This window comes from Gaiella sp., assembly GCF_035710885.1.
Taxonomy (GTDB): domain Bacteria; phylum Actinomycetota; class Thermoleophilia; order Gaiellales; family Gaiellaceae; genus Gaiella.
This window is the reverse complement of sequence record NZ_DASTCS010000070.1, coordinates 1-16,036: the sequence shown is the minus strand read 5'-3', so window position 1 is coordinate 16,036 and position 16,036 is coordinate 1. Positions and strand designations below refer to the sequence as shown.

21 protein-coding genes are annotated in these 16,036 nt (G+C 69.2%); 12 read left to right on the top strand and 9 right to left on the bottom strand.

The genetic code is table 11. The annotated features are described in order from the left end of the window. Window positions 1-5: 5 nt before the first annotated feature. The 8 genes from VFO26_RS18015 (at window position 6) to VFO26_RS16060 (ending at window position 5,573) form a co-directional block, all read left to right on the top strand. Window positions 6-176 carry a helix-turn-helix domain-containing protein gene (locus VFO26_RS18015; RefSeq protein WP_414653112.1) on the top strand — a complete coding sequence of 57 codons (171 nt, stop codon included), beginning with the start codon at window positions 6-8 and terminating at the stop codon, window positions 174-176. Between the two features lie 103 nt (window positions 177-279). Continuing rightward, window positions 280-1,773 carry a hypothetical protein gene (locus VFO26_RS16090; RefSeq protein WP_325116086.1) on the top strand — a complete coding sequence of 498 codons (1,494 nt, stop codon included), beginning with the start codon at window positions 280-282 and terminating at the stop codon, window positions 1,771-1,773. A 179-nt stretch (window positions 1,774-1,952) separates the two neighbouring features. Beyond that, on the top strand, window positions 1,953-2,255 hold the full coding sequence (locus VFO26_RS16085; protein ID WP_325116085.1) for a hypothetical protein: 303 nt from the start codon (window positions 1,953-1,955) through the stop codon (window positions 2,253-2,255). A gap of 11 nt (window positions 2,256-2,266) precedes the next feature. Beyond that, window positions 2,267-2,386 (top strand): hypothetical protein, encoded by a 120-nt coding sequence (locus tag VFO26_RS16080; RefSeq protein ID WP_325116084.1) that lies wholly within the window; start codon window positions 2,267-2,269, stop codon window positions 2,384-2,386. Continuing rightward, window positions 2,383-2,793: a cytochrome c maturation protein CcmE gene (locus tag VFO26_RS16075; RefSeq protein ID WP_325116083.1), complete on the top strand. Its 411-nt coding sequence runs from the start codon at window positions 2,383-2,385 to the stop codon at window positions 2,791-2,793. Before VFO26_RS16080 ends, VFO26_RS16075 begins: the two co-directional genes overlap by 4 nt. A gap of 103 nt (window positions 2,794-2,896) precedes the next feature. Further along, window positions 2,897-4,798 (top strand): heme lyase CcmF/NrfE family subunit, encoded by a 1,902-nt coding sequence (locus VFO26_RS16070; protein WP_325116082.1) that lies wholly within the window; start codon window positions 2,897-2,899, stop codon window positions 4,796-4,798. Between the two features lie 20 nt (window positions 4,799-4,818). Continuing rightward, the gene (locus tag VFO26_RS16065) at window positions 4,819-5,088 is read left to right on the top strand and encodes a hypothetical protein (protein ID WP_325116081.1); all 270 of its coding nucleotides are present in this window, start codon (window positions 4,819-4,821) and stop codon (window positions 5,086-5,088) included. A 29-nt stretch (window positions 5,089-5,117) separates the two neighbouring features. Then, complete coding sequence (locus VFO26_RS16060; protein WP_325116080.1) at window positions 5,118-5,573, top strand: cytochrome c-type biogenesis protein; 456 nt, start codon at window positions 5,118-5,120, stop codon at window positions 5,571-5,573. Between the two features lie 27 nt (window positions 5,574-5,600). Here VFO26_RS16060 and VFO26_RS16055 read toward each other — a convergent pair whose 3' ends face one another. From VFO26_RS16055 to VFO26_RS16020, 8 genes are all read right to left on the bottom strand, one after another. Then, entirely contained in the window at window positions 5,601-6,071 is a 471-nt protein-coding gene (locus VFO26_RS16055) for a hypothetical protein (RefSeq protein WP_325116079.1), read from the bottom strand. Further along, a complete protein-coding gene (locus VFO26_RS16050; protein WP_325116078.1) occupies window positions 6,064-6,543 on the bottom strand; it encodes a DUF2269 family protein in 480 nt (159 codons plus the stop codon). The genes VFO26_RS16055 and VFO26_RS16050 overlap by 8 nt, the downstream gene beginning before the upstream one ends. Further along, window positions 6,540-8,852, bottom strand: coding sequence for a xanthine dehydrogenase family protein molybdopterin-binding subunit (locus tag VFO26_RS16045; RefSeq protein WP_325116077.1), 2,313 nt, complete (start codon window positions 8,850-8,852; stop codon window positions 6,540-6,542). The genes VFO26_RS16050 and VFO26_RS16045 overlap by 4 nt, the downstream gene beginning before the upstream one ends. Before the next feature lie 3 nt (window positions 8,853-8,855). Beyond that, window positions 8,856-9,347 (bottom strand): (2Fe-2S)-binding protein, encoded by a 492-nt coding sequence (locus VFO26_RS16040; protein WP_325116076.1) that lies wholly within the window; start codon window positions 9,345-9,347, stop codon window positions 8,856-8,858. 224 nt (window positions 9,348-9,571) lie between these two features. Then, a complete protein-coding gene (locus tag VFO26_RS16035) occupies window positions 9,572-10,309 on the bottom strand; it encodes a dihydrofolate reductase family protein (RefSeq protein WP_325116075.1) in 738 nt (245 codons plus the stop codon). A 59-nt stretch (window positions 10,310-10,368) separates the two neighbouring features. Then, complete coding sequence (gene folE / locus VFO26_RS16030) at window positions 10,369-11,007, bottom strand: GTP cyclohydrolase I FolE (protein WP_325116074.1); 639 nt, start codon at window positions 11,005-11,007, stop codon at window positions 10,369-10,371. Continuing rightward, window positions 11,004-11,810 carry a CDP-alcohol phosphatidyltransferase family protein gene (locus VFO26_RS16025; RefSeq protein ID WP_325116073.1) on the bottom strand — a complete coding sequence of 269 codons (807 nt, stop codon included), beginning with the start codon at window positions 11,808-11,810 and terminating at the stop codon, window positions 11,004-11,006. Before VFO26_RS16025 ends, folE begins: the two co-directional genes overlap by 4 nt. Next, window positions 11,803-12,957, bottom strand: a complete 1,155-nt coding sequence (locus VFO26_RS16020) for an NAD(P)/FAD-dependent oxidoreductase (protein WP_325116072.1) — start codon at window positions 12,955-12,957, stop codon at window positions 11,803-11,805. The genes VFO26_RS16025 and VFO26_RS16020 overlap by 8 nt, the downstream gene beginning before the upstream one ends. Before the next feature lie 91 nt (window positions 12,958-13,048). Between VFO26_RS16020 and VFO26_RS16015 the strand changes: the two genes are divergently transcribed. Continuing rightward, a complete protein-coding gene (locus tag VFO26_RS16015; RefSeq protein ID WP_325116071.1) occupies window positions 13,049-13,288 on the top strand; it encodes a 4a-hydroxytetrahydrobiopterin dehydratase in 240 nt (79 codons plus the stop codon). 60 nt (window positions 13,289-13,348) lie between these two features. Here the strand turns inward: VFO26_RS16015 and VFO26_RS16010 are convergent, their stop codons facing one another. Further along, window positions 13,349-13,861, bottom strand: a complete 513-nt coding sequence (locus VFO26_RS16010; RefSeq protein ID WP_325116070.1) for a GreA/GreB family elongation factor — start codon at window positions 13,859-13,861, stop codon at window positions 13,349-13,351. Window positions 13,862-13,975: 114 nt separating this feature from the next. Between VFO26_RS16010 and VFO26_RS16005 the strand changes: the two genes are divergently transcribed. The 3 genes from VFO26_RS16005 to VFO26_RS15995 form a co-directional block, all read left to right on the top strand. Next, window positions 13,976-14,497, top strand: coding sequence for a universal stress protein (locus tag VFO26_RS16005; RefSeq protein ID WP_325116069.1), 522 nt, complete (start codon window positions 13,976-13,978; stop codon window positions 14,495-14,497). A gap of 25 nt (window positions 14,498-14,522) precedes the next feature. Then, entirely contained in the window at window positions 14,523-15,503 is a 981-nt protein-coding gene (locus tag VFO26_RS16000) for a sensor histidine kinase (RefSeq protein ID WP_325116068.1), read from the top strand. Beyond that, window positions 15,504-16,036: response regulator transcription factor (locus VFO26_RS15995; RefSeq protein ID WP_325116067.1), on the top strand; the 533-nt coding region annotated here is incomplete at its 3' end.

Genomic DNA, 16,036 nt, shown 5'->3' with positions numbered 1-16,036 from the left:
TCCCGTTGACGCATCAGCTGCTGGCGGACATGGTCGGCTCCGCCCGCGAAACCGTCAGCCTCGCGTTGGCCGAGTTCGTGCGCGACGGCTTCGTCGAACGTCACGAGCGGAAGCTCGTCGTCAGGATCGGCCCAGACGAGCTCCCTCGACCCCGCGCTCCTGACCGCGAGATGTGAGCGTAATCACGGACGCGCGGAGATGTCGGAACGCTCACAGCGCGCGGAATCCGTGGCGTCGTACGCTTGAGGTTCGCTCGAAACACGCCAGGAGGCGCGTGAGATGTCCAGATTGGGTCGCATCGCACGGCTGATGCTTGGTTCCGCGGTCGTGGGGGCACTCGTCCTACTGGGGGGCGTGATCGCGAACGGCAGCATCTCCGCCTTCTCGGCGGCGAACGCGGACGATAGTCCCGGTGCCTGCGATCCGAAGCTCGTCGACCGCCCAGGGCTGGGGTGTCGGAAGGAACTGAACGAGCTCTTCGAACAGGGCAAGCAAGTGTTCCGCTTCGACACGTTCGGCGACGAGGACTTCTGGGGCGGCCAGCTTCAGCTGCACAGGGCGATCGAAGGCGCCGCGCTCGGGGGAGTGGGGCCTGGTGTCAGCCCGAAGACGGCGCTGACCGTCGCGGGTCTGAAGGTCGACGTAGACGCGCTGCCGGCGCAACTGCGCAACCAGCTCAGGCGGGGTCAGGTCGACCTCGACAGCCCGGCGACGACACTTGCGCTCCTGAAGCTGAACTCGGTCGTCGGTGTCAAGGGGTTCTTCAACAGCGGTGGCACGCTCAGCTCGGTCGGCATCACCTGCGCCATCTGCCACTCGACCGTCGACGACTCGTTCGCCCCGGGGATCGGCAAGCGGCTCGACGGCTGGCCGAACCAGGATCTGGACACCGGTCTGATCGTCTCGCTCGCACCGAACCTGGCGCCGATGGCCGAGCAGGTCCTCGGGTCCAGCAGCGACGCGGCGATCGCCGGGCTCAAGCAGGCACTTCTCAGCTGGGGCCCCGGCTTCTACGACGCCGAGGTCAACATCGACGCGATTCCCTTCAAGCAGGACGCGAACGGCAACACTCTCATCGGCCCTGACGGGAAGCCCGAGTCGGCCGCGACCCGGATCCCGGCCGCATACGGCCACCTCGGCGAGAACTTCCACACCTGGACGGGTTACTTCGGCAACGTCACCTACTGGAACGCCTACGTCGCGAACCTCCAGATGCACGGCAACGGCAACTTCAACGACTCACGGTTCGAGTTCAAGAACCCGGACGGCACCGACAAGTACCCGGCGGCGCTCAGAGGCAACTTCAACAAGCTCCGGCACGAGCCCGACGAGGTCACGAGCAAGCTGGCTCCGCTCCACTTCTACCAGCTCTCGCTGAAGCCACCGACGCCGCCTGCCGGCAGCTTCGACCCCGCAGCGGCAACACGCGGTGAGGAGGTCTTCAACGGCCAGGGCCGCTGCTCGGACTGCCACATGCCGCCGCTCTCCACCGACGCCGGCTACAACGCGCACACGCCCGCGGAGCTGTGCCTCAGAAACAGCAAGGGGGAGGTCGACACCTTCCAGGCCGACCGTGGGCCGAGGGGGCTGAACCCCGGCACGCTGGTCACCGCGCAACTCAACGGTCTGTGGGCGCGGTCGAAGCGCGGCTTCTACCACGACGGCCGCTTCCCGACGCTGCTGGCGGTCGTGAACCACTACGACAGCTGCATGGGCCTTGGCCTCTCGTCGGGCCAGAAGAGCGATCTGGTCGAGTTCGTCAAGAGTCGGTAGCGGGAGGCCGCTGATGGCGGGGACACTGCGAGATGCGACGCATTCGCGGAGTCCGCGCCTGACTCTCTCGGCCTGGCTTGCCATGGTCTCGATGACGGGTGCCGTGTCGCTCGCGCTCGCCTCGAGGCTCCACCGGATCGAGCTGGCGGGGAGAGCGGATCGACCTGAGGACAGGTGAGGTGAAGGAGCCATCCAGCCTCGCAAGCAAGCGCCTCGCCATGGTCGGCGTGTCCCACAAGGCAGCCTCTGTAGAGCTGCGGGAGCGTCTCCACGTTGGCCCGCAGCTGTCACGCGAGATCGGGTTCCGGCTCGCGGGGAGGGATGGAGAAGCCGTCGTCGTCTCCACCTGCAATCGCACCGAGCTCTACCTCGCAGCCGCCGACGTCTCCGTGGCGACGACTCTGGCGCTCGATGAACTGGTCGAATTGGCGGGCCCCGCCGTGACGATCGGGAGCTTGCCCGCGAGCTGGTCGAGTCGCTGACCGCGCAGATCATGAACAAGTTTCTCCACGAGCCCACGATCCGGATGAAGCGCGCGGCGACCGGCCCGGCGGGCCTGGCCTACGCCGGCGCGGTGCAGCATCCGTTCGGCAACGGTGAGGAGTCGAGATGAGCTCCGCCCACCGCAAAGAAGGCAGCACGTCCCGTTTGATCATCGCGCTCTCGATTGCGAGCGTGCTCGCCGTCTTCCTGCTCTACACGAGCCTGGCGGGATCGGCAACACCGTCGCTGACTCCGCGATCCGTGCTCGGACACAGCGGCGAGGTCTCGATCGCGGGCGCCGCCGTGGGGCCGCTTAATGGCGACGCACATGGCTCGTCCGGGCTGCGTTTCGGCCTGAGGGAGATCGGCGGAACCGCAACTGTCCCGGTCATCTACCGCGGCTCTGTGCCCGACCTGTTCAAGGTCGGCCGTCACGTCTTCCTGCGGGGACGACTGCACGGTGGCGCCTTCGAGGCGGTGCCCGGTTCGATGATGACCCAGTGCCCGTCGAAGTACGTGACGAAAGGCAAGGCATAGGACACTGGCGCTCTTCGGTCAACTCCTCCTCGTCCTTGTCTTCGCCCTGCTGGTCTACGCCGTCCTGGTTGGCGGCTACGGCGCCCTCCGCGGCCATCGGCGTTTGCTCGAGTCGGCCGTCAACGCGCTCGTCTCGGCGTTCATCGGCACGGCGCTCGCGGCCGCGACGCTCGTTCTCGCGTTCGTGCGGCATGACTTCTCGCTCAGCTACGTCGCGAACCATTCGAGCCGCGAGCTGCCACTCGGCTACACGCTTGCCGCACTCTGGTCGGGTCAGGAGGGCTCGCTGTTGCTGTGGCTGCTCGTGCTCACGGGCGTGGGCGCAGCGGCGCTGCTCCTGAACAGGCGCCTGGTCGTCGACGTCCTGCCGTGGACGGTGCCGATCCTGGCGGGGATCGCGGCGTTCTTCGCGTTGATCCCGAACGTCGTCGCGAGCCCGTTCGGGACGCAGCCGGCCCCCTTGAACGGCGTCGGCATGAACGCCAGCCTGCAGAACCCGTACATGATGATCCACCCGCCGGTGCTCTACCTGGGCTACGTCAGCCTCGCAATCCCGTTCGCCTTCGCGATGGCTGCTCTCCTGTCGAGGCGGGTCGACGAGCGCTGGATCGTGGCAAGCCGCCGGTGGACGCTCTTCTCCTGGACGTTCCTCGGGATCGCCATCCTCATCGGCGCGAAATGGGCATACGAGTCGATCGGCTGGGGCGGCTACTACGCGTGGGACCCGGTCGAGAATGCCGCCCTGATGCCCTGGCTGGCCGCCACAGCATTCCTTCACTCGGTCATGGTGCAGGAGAAGAAGAACATGCTCCGTGTCTGGAACGTCGTCCTGATCGCGCTCACCTTCTCCCTCACTCTCTTCGGCACGTTCCTGACGCGAAGCGGCGCGATCAACTCGATCCATTCCTTCTCGCAGTCGTCGATCGGTGGCTGGTTCCTCGCCCTGATCGTGGTCGTCGCAAGCGGCTCGGCGCTGCTGATCCTCACCCGGCTGGACGACCTCCGGACGCCCACGAGATTCGAGTCGCTCGCCTCGCGGGAGGCTGCGTTCCTCTACAACAACCTCCTGCTCGTCGCGTTCGCGCTGACGATGTTGTGGGGCGTCGCGTTCCCGCTGCTCTCCGAGGCGCTCCGGGGAGAGGCCGTCACCGTCGGGCCCCCGTATTACAACTTCTTCCTCAAGGTCTTCGGCCTCCCGCTGCTCTTGCTGATGGGAATCGGGCCGCTGCTCGCATGGCGCCGTGCATCGTTGCGCTCCGTCGCCCGAGCCGCCGCCTGGCCGTTCCTCCTCGCCGTCGCCGTCGGCGCGATGCTCCTCGTGGCCGGCGCGGGGTCCAGCCCTCCCGGCGTGATCGCCTACACGTTCGCCACGTTCGTGACCGGCGCCATCGTGCTCGAGTTCTGGCGCGGCACACGCGCCCGCAGAGATCTCGACGGCAGCAGCTGGGCCGGCGCCTTCTCGTCCCTCGTGGCACGCAACCGGCGGCGGTACGGCGGCTACATCTCTCACGCGGCCGTCGTCTTGCTCGCCATCGGCGTCGTCGGCTCGTCGGCCTACGGAAGCACGGTCACCAAGACTCTCGCGCCGGGCGACTCGACGAGCGCCGCGGGCTACTCGGCGACGTATCTCGGCACGACCTTCGAACGCGGAGCGAATCACGACGAGTTGCGAGGCCAGTTCTTGCTGTCGTACGGTGGCGAGTCGGTCGGCGTCGTCGCCGCCGGGAAGAACCACTACAACGTCGAGCAGTTCTTCTCGACCGCCGTCGGGATCCACACGGACTGGCTCCGCGCCGCCGACGTGATGCTGATCGGCGACCAGTTCAACCCGGACGGCTCGGTCGTCCTGAAGCTCGCAGTCAACCCGCTGATCGGCTTGATCTGGCTGGCGGGAATCGTGTTCCTTGTCGGTTCGGTCGTGGCGATGTGGCCGGATGCGCGCGAGCAGCGCCAGCTCGCTCGCCGATCGTTCGAGGCCCATGTCGTGCCGGTGCGTGCGCGATGATCCTCCCGACGATCCTCGTCTTGACGTTCGCCGTCGCCGCGCTCCTGTACGTCACGCGCCCGCTCCTGGCCGCGCCGGAGCCGAGGCCACCGATCGGCTCGGACGCGATGAGCCGGCGATTGGCGCTCGTCGAGGAGCGCGACAGGGCGGTGGCCGCGCTGCGCGAGCTCGAGTTCGATCACCGAACGGGCAAGCTCTCGGAGCGTGACTACCGCGAGCTGATCGGTCCGCTGCGGCACCGCGCAGTCGAGACGCTTCGGGCTCTCGAGTTGGGCGATCGGGAGGGCTGATCGGGATGCGATCGAGGCGGTCGCCGGGTGTGATCGCGCTGGTCATGCTCGCGCTTCTCCTTCCGGCTCTCGCGTCGGCCAGCGAGAGCCGGCCGACGCTCGCCGAGCTGGAACGCGAGCTCATGTGCCCGACCTGCAAGCAGGTGCTCGAGCTCTCGCACGCTCCGGTCGCCGACCGGATCCGAGCTTTCGTCAGAGCGCGCATCGCGGCGGGCGACACCAAGAGCGAGATCAAGAGCAAGCTCGTGAGCCAGTTCGGCGAGGCGGTGCTCGCGTCCCCGCCCACCAGCGGGTTCAATCTGCTCGCCTGGCTCCTGCCGCTCGTCGGCGTGGGCGCCGTGGGCGGAGCGATCGGCGCGCTCGCGTGGAATTGGACCAGGCTGGGCCGCGAAGCCGCGCTCGGCGCGAGCGCTGCGCTCGAGCATGCGTCCGATCCCGCACTCGAACGGCGACTGGACGAGGAGCTCGCCCGTCTCGACCGCTGAAACGGTGGGCCTACGTGGCCCGGGTCGCTAGTTCGGCTTGCCGGTCATCGCCCAGACGGCGACGACATAGGCGACGATGAGGACGAGCGAGATGACCATCGTCGCCTTGAGCAGGCCGGTGCCGCCCTTGCCGTGGCTCAGCCGGTAGACGCCGACCCCGCCGAGCGCGAGCGACAGGAGGAAGAGCAGCCCGCCCCAGTCGGCGACGACGAATCCGATCCCGAGCCAGGCGGGCTCGTCGATCTGCTCCGGCAGGTCGTCCCAGTTCTGCAGCCGGTAGAGCCATTCCCCGGCGAGGCGGAGGAGAATCAGCCCGGGTAGGCCGACGAACAGCAGCGAGAAGTAGCCGAGTCGCAGCAGCCGGGTCTCGCCGCGCGCGAGCGCGAGCGAGGTGGCGCTCGCCAGCAAGGCGCCGAAGACGACGGTCGCGCCGACGAGGTGCAGGAGGAGCGCGAAGCTCTGGTCGTCGGGCCGGAGGGCGGCGAGCATGTCAGGCACCGGGCTTCCAGATCATGTCGATGACGATCAGCACGATGGCGGCGGACGCCAGTGCGCGGAGCAAGAGCCCCGTTGGGGTGCGGTTCAAGGCGGTGAGCTCCGCGCTCGGCTCGGTCTGCCCGGCGGCGGCGAGCGTTCTCGCTCGCGCGACCGGCTTTGCGTACTCGACGAAAGAGCGCAGCAACGCCACCGTGGCAATGACCCAGAGGATGATCGCAGCGATCACCCAGCCGTCCCACAGCTGGAAGGCGTCGCGGAGGATGGCGAGCCAGATTCCGAACGCGATCGCGCCGACCAGGCCCACGGCGGTGGCGGCCGTCCCGACCATCGCCACCCTGTTGAGGCTGAGCGTCGCCTCCGGCGTATCGGCCGAGCGGAGCGCGACGACAAGGATCCAGGACATCACGAGCGAGCCGACGAGCGTCGCCGCGCTCAGCAGGTGAAGCGCGAAGATCCAGTCCTCGAAGCTCACACCGCACCCAGCCTATGCGAGATCGGTCGTTTCATTGCGCGCTCCTCGAGGGCTGCCTTGACCCGGACGGGTGTCATCGGCAGGCTCCGGAGGCGAATGCCGACTGCGTCGTAGACGGCGTTGCCGATCGCGGGGGCAACGGGGTTGCACGACGGCTCGCCCGAGCCCGTGGCGCGCATGTTCGGCCGGTCGATCGAGATCACGTCGACCGTCGGGACGTCCGTGAAGCGGATGATCGGGTATCCCTCCCAGTCGAGGCTCGTGACGTTGGAGCGGTCGAACGTGACCTCTTCGATCAGCGCACGGCTGACCGTCTGGACGACATTGGCCTCGATCCCGAGCTTCAGCGCCCGCGGATTGATCGTCATGCCGTTGTCCTGCACCATGACCATGTGGCTGACGCGGATCTTGCCGCTCTTGCGGTCGACCTCGACCTGTGCGACCGCTGCGTTGTACGTGCCGCCCCGCAGCGAGGTCGCGACACCGCGGCCTCGTGCCACCTCGGAGGCGCCTCGAGCGTTCGGGCCCGGGGACGGGCGGGTCTGCCACTTCGCTGCCTCGGCTGCGGCCTTCAGCACGGCCGTCATCCGCGGGTCTGTCAAGCGTCGTAGCCGCCACTCGACCGGATCCGCGCCGGCTGCGGCGGCGAGCTCGTCGAAGAACGATTCGCTTGCGAACGTCAGCTGCAGCTGCACGGGTGAGCGTATCCAGGCGGAGATCAGGCCGACGCCGTCGTTCTCGGCCGAGCCGATGTCGCCCTGGTAGTGGGCGAGCTGGCGGCTCGCGGGGATGTCGTAGAGGATCGGGTCCTCCCACAGATGGAGCGACGGCATCCGCACCGTGCGCCCGGCGAGGACGCTGCCGATGACCGTCGTCTCGAAGAACGCGGGGATCCACGCCTCGTGGTCCCAGCCGACGATCTCTCCCTTCGCGTCGAGACCTCCCCGCAGCTGATGGACGGTCGCCGGGCCCTTCGGGTCCCAGCCATGCTCGTCATGGCGCATCCACTGCACGCGGACCGGGTGACCGGTGAGCTGCGACATCAGCGCCGCGTCGATCGTGGCCGGGTCCGAACCGTTTCGGCCGTAGCAGCCCGAGGCCTCGTACGTGATGACGTGGACGTTGTCGACCGGGATGTCGAGGGCGTCGGCGAGCGCCGCGCGCACCACGTTTGGCCCTTGCGTTCCCGACCAGACCGTGGCGGAGCCGTCCTTGACGTCGGCGACCGCGCAGGACGGGCCGATCGAGCCGTGCGTCTGGACCGCGGTCGTGTATGAGGCCTCGAACCGGCGCGACGCGCCGGCGAGCGCCTTCGCCGCGTTGCCTGTGTGTGCGACGACGGTGTCCTCGAGACTGGGGGTCTTGCGGATGTACGAGTAGACCTCGTCCATCGTCGGCAGCCCCGCCCAGTCCGACCACTTCACCTCGAGCTCCTCCGCAGCTTTGATCGCGTCCCATTCGCGCTCGGCGACGACGCCGAGGAAGTTCTCGAGGCGTACGACCCGGGCGCCGTGTGACGGCTTCCCGTGACTGATCAGCTGCGAGCCGAGGCCTGGCGGCCGGATCACGCGGCCGTGCAGCATCCCCGGCACCCGGACGTCCTGGATGTAGAAGTGCTCGCCGGTCACCTTGGCCGGTATGTCGACGCGCGGCACCGACTGGCCGACGATCCTGTACTTGCGCGCAGACTTCGGTCGCACTCCACCGAGCGCGAGCCCGAACCCACGGGCCTTCCCCTTGACTGGAATCGCCATTCCGAGCAGGCGGCCGTCGATGAGTTCGCCGTACGAGACGCGCCGCGAGCCGTCGCTGACGACTCCGTTCTCGACGGTGAGGTTCCGGGCCGGAACGTCGAGCTTGGTCGCTGCCAGGGTGAGCAGCGCGTGCCGGCCGTCGGCTGCAGCCTGCCGAAGCTGCGGGCCGGCGAGGTTGATCGTCAGGCTGCCCACGGTCGGCCCCTGGTCGACGCATGTGGCGGTGTCCCCCATGACCATTTGCACGCGATCGAACGGCACGTCGAGCTCTTCGGCGACGATCTGCGAGAGCGCTGTCCTGTTCCCCTGACCGAGCTCCGTCTTCCCGGTGAAGGCGGTGACCGTGCCGTCGGCGTGGATGGCCAGCCACGAATCGAGCGCCGAGGGGTCGAGAGCGGCCGGCCACGTCGTCGGCGCGTCGCTCCCGGTGGTGCTGGCAATGCCCCACACGGCGGCGGGAACACCGATCAAGACGATCAGTGCGCCACCCCCCTTCAGGAGGGCACTGCGCGTGAACCTCTGGTGATCGTTCGGAGTCGGCTCGGGGGTTCCCATGGCTCAGCCCTCCGCTCTGGCGGCACGCTTGATCGCGCGCACGATTGCGTTGTGGGTTGCGCACCGGCAGAGGTGCGGATCCATGGCCTGCTTGATCTCCGTGTCGCTCGGATTCGGGTTCTGCGACAGCAGGTCGGCCGCCATGATGATCATCCCGCTCTGGCAGTAGCCGCACTGTGGAACCTGCTCGTCGATCCAGGCCTGCTGCAGTGGGTGGAGCCCGGGCGCCGTCCCGAGCTGTTTCTCCTCCGCATACAGGGCCGGCAATCCCTCCAGCGTCGTCACCTTCTTGCCGACGACAGCCGCAACCGGAGTCACGCAGGAGCGCGTCTCCTTGCCGTCGACGAGCACGGCGCAGGAGCCGCATTGCGACAAGCCGCAGCCGAACTTCGGGCCGCGGAGCTCTAGGTCGTCGCGCAACACGTAGAGCAGCGGCGTGTCGGCTGCCGCTTCCGTCGAGTGAGACTTGCCGTTGACTGTGATCTTGGTCGCCATCTGTCCTCCTGCCCCGGCGCGATCGCCCTCTGCGAGTGGCGGCGATCCGTCGCGGTCACGTCAACGAGCGGTGGCTCCTTCGTTGGCGGAAGACGCACGGTGCGTGCTCACCCGGAGCCTCGCGCAGGCAGGACGCGCATGCGATAGGGCCGCGACCCCATTTCTCGGGGGAGTGGTGGCGCCATCCGATGCGTAAGCACCCGAAGCGGGCCGCAGCGCAGCGTCTAGCGCAGTCCGTAGCGGAGGAAGAGGTGATGCTCGTGCCGGCGCGCCGACAGGAGGCGGGCGGCGACCGCCGCGTCGGGTAGCAGCTCGACGCCTTCCACGAGCGACAGGCGGCGGGCTGATCCGCGGCCCGCGACAAGCGGCGAGATCGTCAGGAAGAGCTCGTCGACCAACCCGGAGGCGAGCAGCGAGCCGAACACCATGGGTCCGCCCTCGGAGAGGATCGCCGCGTGGTCGCGCTGACGGAGGAGGGCGACGGCGCATCCCAGGTCGACCTGGTCGCCGTCGTTCACGGCGACGACCTCGCTGCTTGTCGGAACCCTCGCGCGCAGCCCGGCGGCGGCGTCCGACGTCGTCAGGACGATCGCGTGTCGCTCGAGGGCCGGGTGGGTCGGGTCGAAGGAGCCTCCGGCGGTGACGAACGCGACGGTCGGCTGCTCGGGCCGGAGGCGGCGGCGGCGCAGCTCCGCGAACGCGTCTGCCGCGGGTGGGTAGACGCGCTCGGGTAGCCAGGTGCCTCGTGGCGAGGCGCGCATCGTCCCCGAGCCGACGAGGACGACATCGGCACATGCGCGGAGGAGCCCCATCACGAAGCGGTCGGCCTCGCTCCCGCCGGCGATCAGCGTGTTCGATCTTGGCAGCTCGGGGATCGATACCACGCCGTCGATCGTCTGCACGAAGTTCGCGATGAGGCACGGCTCGTCGAGCCGGAACGGCCCGCCGTGGAGCGTGCGCAACTGCGCGGGCAGGTCGAGCTCGGGCCCCGTCTGCCCCTCGATGAGCGACTCCAGGGGGTTCAGCGGCGGCTCCGCACCTGCGCCAGGAACTCGCTGCGCAGCTCGGCGTTGTCGTCGTACGAGCCCCGCCAGAACGTCGTCACGGTACGCGCGCTCTCCTCGGCCACCCCGCGCATCTGCGTGCAAAGGTGCGAGGCGTCGAGATGCACCGCGACACCGAGCGGCTGCACGAGCTCGACGAGGGTGTCGGCGATCTGCTCGCCGAGTCGCTCCTGCACCGTGAAGCGGCGCGCGTAGAGCCGCACCAGCCTCGTCAGCTTCGAGATGCCGATGATCTCCTCCCCGGCAACGTACGCGACGTGCGCGACGCCGTGGAACGGCAGGGCGTGGTGCTCGCAGAGGGCATGGAAGGAGATCGGCCCCTCGACGATCTGGCTGTGCGCGCCGTCGACGCGCGGCGGCCGCTCGCTCGGGAACACCGTGCGCAGCTTCGGGTCGCCGTCGTAGCCGGCGGTCGCGTCGAAGAGCGCCTGCAGGAACCGCCGCGGCGTGGCGTGCGTGCCCGGGGTCGAGAGGTCCATGCCGAGAGCGGCGAAGATCTCCTCCATGTACCGCTCGTACCGTTGCCAGTCGGCGGGGGCGATCTCTCTGGGACCGGCCTCCTCGAGGCGCGGGGTCAGCTCGACGACGGTGCTCACAGAGACTCCTCCTTGAGATGGGTGACGGTACGGGCCAGAACCTCCCGGCGCAGGCAGAGCAGCAGCACGAAGGCGAGCTCCCCAAGCGCGATCCACGCGAAGAGGGCCGGCCGGCCCGCGGCGATGCACACCCCGAATACCAGGAGCTGGGTCGACATCCCGAGATTCGCGAGCACCGACACGGTCGTGCGATCGTGGTACTCGAGCCGCGCCTGCGGGGCGGCGTTGCGCAGCCGATGGGCGACGAAGCGCTCGACGAGCCGGTCTTGTGGCGCGTAGAGCAGGCGGTACAGCCAGCGAAGCAGTCCGTCGGCGCGGCCGCTCGTCTCGGGCATGGCGCCGGCGGCCTCACCGTGCTCTGCGCGATAGAGCCGCTCGGCGTTGAAGTTCACGTTGAGCACGGTCGTGAGCGCCACAAAGCCCGCCACTGCCAGTGCGGTCCGGCCCGTGCTCCAGGCGACAGCCGCGAAGAGCGCCGCGTTGACGAGCAGGTCGAGCTCGGAGTCGAGGTAACGCCCGAAGGCGGTGATGCGTCCCGAGAGCCGTGCGAGCTGGCCGTCGGCATTGTCGAGCACGGTCTTCAGCTGGAGCAACAGCGCCGCAGGGACGAATCGTCCCTGGCCCAGCGCGACCGCGGCGAGGATGCCGGTCGCGCCGGCCGTCGCGGCCACGAGCGGCGGCGCGACCCGCAACGGCAGCAGCACGAGCACGACGAGGTGTGCGAGCGGCCGAAAGAGAAGCTCGCAGGCGAACTCCCAGCCGGCCCGCGACTTGCGCGAGCGGTTCAGGACGTGGCTAGACAAGCACGGCCTCGTCGACAGGGGCGCCGGCGCGGATCAGCTCGCGTCCGCGGTCGACCTTGTCCCAGACGTTCCAGTAGAGGAACCCGCGCGGCCGCCGATCTGCGTCGAGATAGGCAATCGTCCCCTTCCGGTTCGGCTCCTCCCAGGTCTCCACCGTCTCGAGGCGCGAGTCGACCTCGCCGACCGCCTCGTATCCCAGGTCGAACATGTCCGAGTAGAAGAAGGGCAGATGGTCGTACGGGGCGTTCGCGCCCGCCATGTTGGTCCCGACCGTGCGGCCGTGGGATTTCGCGTGGTCCTCGTGCTCGACTCGGAGGCGGCCGCCGAGCGCAGCGACGGGAAAGTTGGCGACGTCGCCGGCGGCGAAGACGTCGTCACGACCGTCGACCCGGCCGAGCTCGTCGACGACGATTCCGTTGTCCACCGTGAGGCCGGCCTCAGTCGCCAGATCGACGTCGGGGACGATGCCCAAGCCGGCGATCACGACGTCGGCCTCGAGCGTCTGTCCCGAGCCGGTGACGACCGACCGGCCGTGCGCCTCGGCCACGGTCTCGCCGGTCAGGACCTCGACGCCGTGACCACGGTACTGCTCGGTCACGAAGGCGGAAAGCCCCTCCGGGAGGACGCGCGAGGCGATTCCCGTCTCCGGGAACACCATCGTCACGCGACACCCGTTCGTGGTCAGCGACGCGGCGATCTCCGAGCCGATGAAGCCGCCGCCGACGACCACTGCGCGAGCGCCCTCGTGCACGCGCGCCCGAACCGCGCGGTAGTCGTCGAGGGTGCGGAAATACACGACGCCGTCGCTGTCCGGGATCGTGCGCGGGCGGCCGCCCGTCGCCAGCAGCAGCTTCTCCCACGCGTAGGTATCCCCCGCGTCGTCCGTGGCCGTTCGTCCGTCGAGGTCGAGCGAGACGATCCGGCGACCCAGGCGCACGTCGGCGCCGGCCTCGGTGGTGCCGCGCCAGATCGTCTCTTCGTCACCGCCCGCCCAGAGCTTCTTCGTGAGCGGCGGCCGCGCGTACGGCGCGTGTTGCTCGCCGCCGACGAGGACGATCGAGCCGTCAGGGCTGCGCTCGCGGATCCCCTTGACGGCAGCGTCGCCGGTCATACCTCCGCCGACGATCAAGTAGCGGGTCGAGATCATGTCTTCGCCTCCCGGGCTATTGGCTGCCATTGACTGTTAGTGCGGCTCGAGCGGCCGTCCTTACCTCCGCGACGCCGCTACGGTGGGGAAAATGGACGATTGGCACGAAACCGACGGTGCGCTGGAGCGGACCTACGAGCACGGGTCGTTCGTCGACGCGATCGCGTTCGTCAACCGGGTCGCCGAGCTCGCTGAGAGCCAGGACCACCACCCGGACATCGCGGTCTCGTACCGCACGGTCACGTTGCGGTGGACGACGCACTCCGCGGGCGGCGTCACCGACCGCGACCGTGAGCTTGCCGCGCGCAGCGACGAGCTCTTCGAGCGCTGACGTCGCTCGCGAAGCCCCGGTCGAGCCCAGCTCACGACTCCCACACGGCGAGGCACGCGTTCATACGCGTACGGTCTCCTCGTCCCCGTGCCGCCGGCCGACCGAAACGATCTCGAGCGCGAGCGGCCCCCGGGGAGTTTGCGCCTCGACACGAGCGCCCGCGCGCTGGCCCACGAGCGCTTGCCCGACCGGCGTGCCAATCGAGACGCGACGCTTCGGGACGTCCGACTCGAGCGGCCCCACCAGCTCGAGCTCGAACGTCGCACCGTCGCCGTCGCGGATACGGACGACGCTTCCGATCTCCACGCTGCCGTCTGCGACGGGGGCAACGATCTCGGCAGCCGCGAGCTGCTCCTCGAGCACGGCGATGCGCCGCTCCAGTAGGGCCTGCTCCTCGAGCAGGCGCTGGAGCGCCGGGTTGTCCGCCAGGTCGCCGTCCTGGCGCGCTTCTCGCAGCTGCTCGCCGAGCTCCCGGCGCGCCTCGTTGCGCAGGGAGTCCAGCTCGCGGCAGAGCTGCTCATACCCTTCGGCGCTGATCAAGGGCGCCTCGTCGACGTCCGTGAGCACGCTCACGTTCGCTCCTCTCGCTCGCTGGGCCAGATGCCGCCATGGTCGTCGCGGGATGCCGACACCGCCATCGGGCGCCGGCCCCATTTCGGTGGAGGCGCCGTTCGCGTGAATCGGGCGGTGCCCCGATGGCGCGTCAGCGCTGCCGCCGCGACCCTGCTGGTGACGCCCACGTACGGAGGACAGATGCGGGGAACGCTGATCTGCGCGGTTACGAAGGGCGGGGAGAGCGCCGACGCGCTAGCGCTCAGCGCCGAGCTCAGCAAGCGGCTCGGCCTGCGCTTGGTGCTGGCCCACGCGGTGGACGGAATCGACGCGTTCGGGAATGGGGACGGCGTCGAGAGCGTGTCGATGCAGGCCGATCGCCAGGACGCCGAGCGGCGGCTGGCGCGCCTCGCCTACGAGCACGGCGTCGCCGACCGGGCCGAGCGACGGGTCGCCGTCGGCGAGCCGGCAGCGCTGCTCGGTCAGATTGCAGCCGAGGAGGCCGCCGACCTGATCGTCGTCGGGTCGCGCGCACGCAGCCGCCTGCGCCGAGGTCTCGAGAGCAGCCTGGCCCGCCAGCTCGAGACCGCCACCACCGTGCCGGTGGTGATCGCGCCGCCGAAATCGCGGCGCGTCAGCGAGGCCGCGACGTCATAGCTGCACCGGCGCTAACGTCGCAGTGATGGCTCTCCGTCGTTCGCTCTTCTGGCGCGTCTTCGCCGTGAATGCCGGGCTGCTCGGCGCGATGGCGCTGCTTCTGCTGTTCAGCCCGGTAGAGATCGACGCTCCGATCAAGCCGACACAGGCGCTGATCGTCGTCGGCGGGCTCGTGATTTCGGTGATTGCGAACGCCCTGCTCTTGCGACGCGTCGTCGCCCCTCTCGAGCGGCTCGCACAGCGAATGGAGACGGTCGACCTGCTGCGGCCCGGCCAGCGTCTCCCCGTCGGTCGCAGCGACGAGATCGGACGCGTCCTCGCTGCCTTCAACCGCATGCTCGACCGTCTCGAACGTGAACGGCAGGAGAGCGGCCGGCGCGTGCTCGCCGCGCAGGAGGCCGAGCGCGTCGGCATCGCCCGGGACCTGCACGACGAGGTCGGCCAGGTGCTCACCGGCGTCCTGCTGCAGCTGAACTCGATCGCCGAAACCGCGCTCGACCATCGCGAAGAGCTCGACGAAGCGCGCCAGGCTGTTCGCCGCGCGCTCGACGAGGTGCGGCGGATCTCGAGCGAGCTACGGCCGGAGATGCTCGAGCATCTCGGCCTGGTCAGCGCGCTGACCGAGCTCTCGAGCTCGTTCGGGCGCGTCTCCGGCGTCCGTGTCGATCGCGAGTTCCGCTCCTCGCTCCCGAAGCTCACACCCGAGGTCGAGCTCGCTGTCTACCGCATCGCGCAGGAGAGCCTGACCAACGTCGCCCGCCACGCCCGGGCCAGCCGGGTCACGATCGCGCTCGAGCCCGGACACGACAGCGTCGTCCTGCGCCTCACCGACGACGGCCGCGGCTTTGCCGGCGCGCCCGAAGAGCATGGCGGCCTCAGAAGCATGCGCGAGCGGGCGCTCCTGGTCGGCGGCGCGCTGGCGATCAAGGAAGCGCTCGGAGGCGGAGTCGAGGTCCGCCTGGAGGTCCCGACGGCCGACGTCGCGCCGGCACTCGAGGTCTCGTAGTTGCCGATCCCGCTCGTGACTCGAATCCTGATCGCCGACGACCATGCGCTCGTACGCTCGGGGTTGACGAAAGTCCTCGATGCGAAGGCGGACCTCGAGGTCGTCGCCGAGGCCGAGGACGGCGCGGAGGCGGTCGAGAAGGCGCTCACGGAGGACGTGCACCTCGCCATCCTCGACGTGTCGATGCCACGCATGACCGGCATCCAGGCTGCTGCCGAGCTCCACAAGCGCAAGCCCGAGCTGAAGACGCTGATGCTGTCGATGCACGACAGCGAGCAGTTCCTCTTCGAGGCGCTCAAGGCGGGCGCGTCCGGGTACGTGTTGAAGTCGGGCGCCGATACCGACATCGTCGACGCCGTCCGCGCGGCGATGCGCGGCGACTCCTACCTGTATCCGTCGGCGGTGGCGACGCTGGTGCGCGACTACGTCGAGCGCGGCGGCCGTGGCGAGGAGCAGTTCGACGTGCTGACGCCGCGGGAGCTCGAGGTGCTGAAGCTGATCGCCGAGGCGAACACGTCGAAGCAGATCGCCGA

Excerpts from the sequence above, each read along its gene's own strand:
- VFO26_RS16090 (WP_325116086.1), top strand. The coding sequence starts at position 280 with ATGTCCAGATTGGGTCGCATCGCACGGCTGATGCTTGGTTCCGCGGTC.
- VFO26_RS16080 (WP_325116084.1), top strand. The coding sequence starts at position 2,267 with ATGAACAAGTTTCTCCACGAGCCCACGATCCGGATGAAGCGCGCGGCG.
- VFO26_RS16075 (WP_325116083.1), top strand. The coding sequence starts at position 2,383 with ATGAGCTCCGCCCACCGCAAAGAAGGCAGCACGTCCCGTTTGATCATC.
- VFO26_RS16045 (WP_325116077.1), bottom strand. The coding sequence starts at position 8,852 with ATGGGAACCCCCGAGCCGACTCCGAACGATCACCAGAGGTTCACGCGC.
- VFO26_RS16040 (WP_325116076.1), bottom strand. The coding sequence starts at position 9,347 with ATGGCGACCAAGATCACAGTCAACGGCAAGTCTCACTCGACGGAAGCG.
- VFO26_RS16020 (WP_325116072.1), bottom strand. The coding sequence starts at position 12,957 with ATGATCTCGACCCGCTACTTGATCGTCGGCGGAGGTATGACCGGCGAC.
- VFO26_RS16015 (WP_325116071.1), top strand. The coding sequence starts at position 13,049 with ATGGACGATTGGCACGAAACCGACGGTGCGCTGGAGCGGACCTACGAG.
- VFO26_RS16000 (WP_325116068.1), top strand. The coding sequence starts at position 14,523 with ATGGCTCTCCGTCGTTCGCTCTTCTGGCGCGTCTTCGCCGTGAATGCC.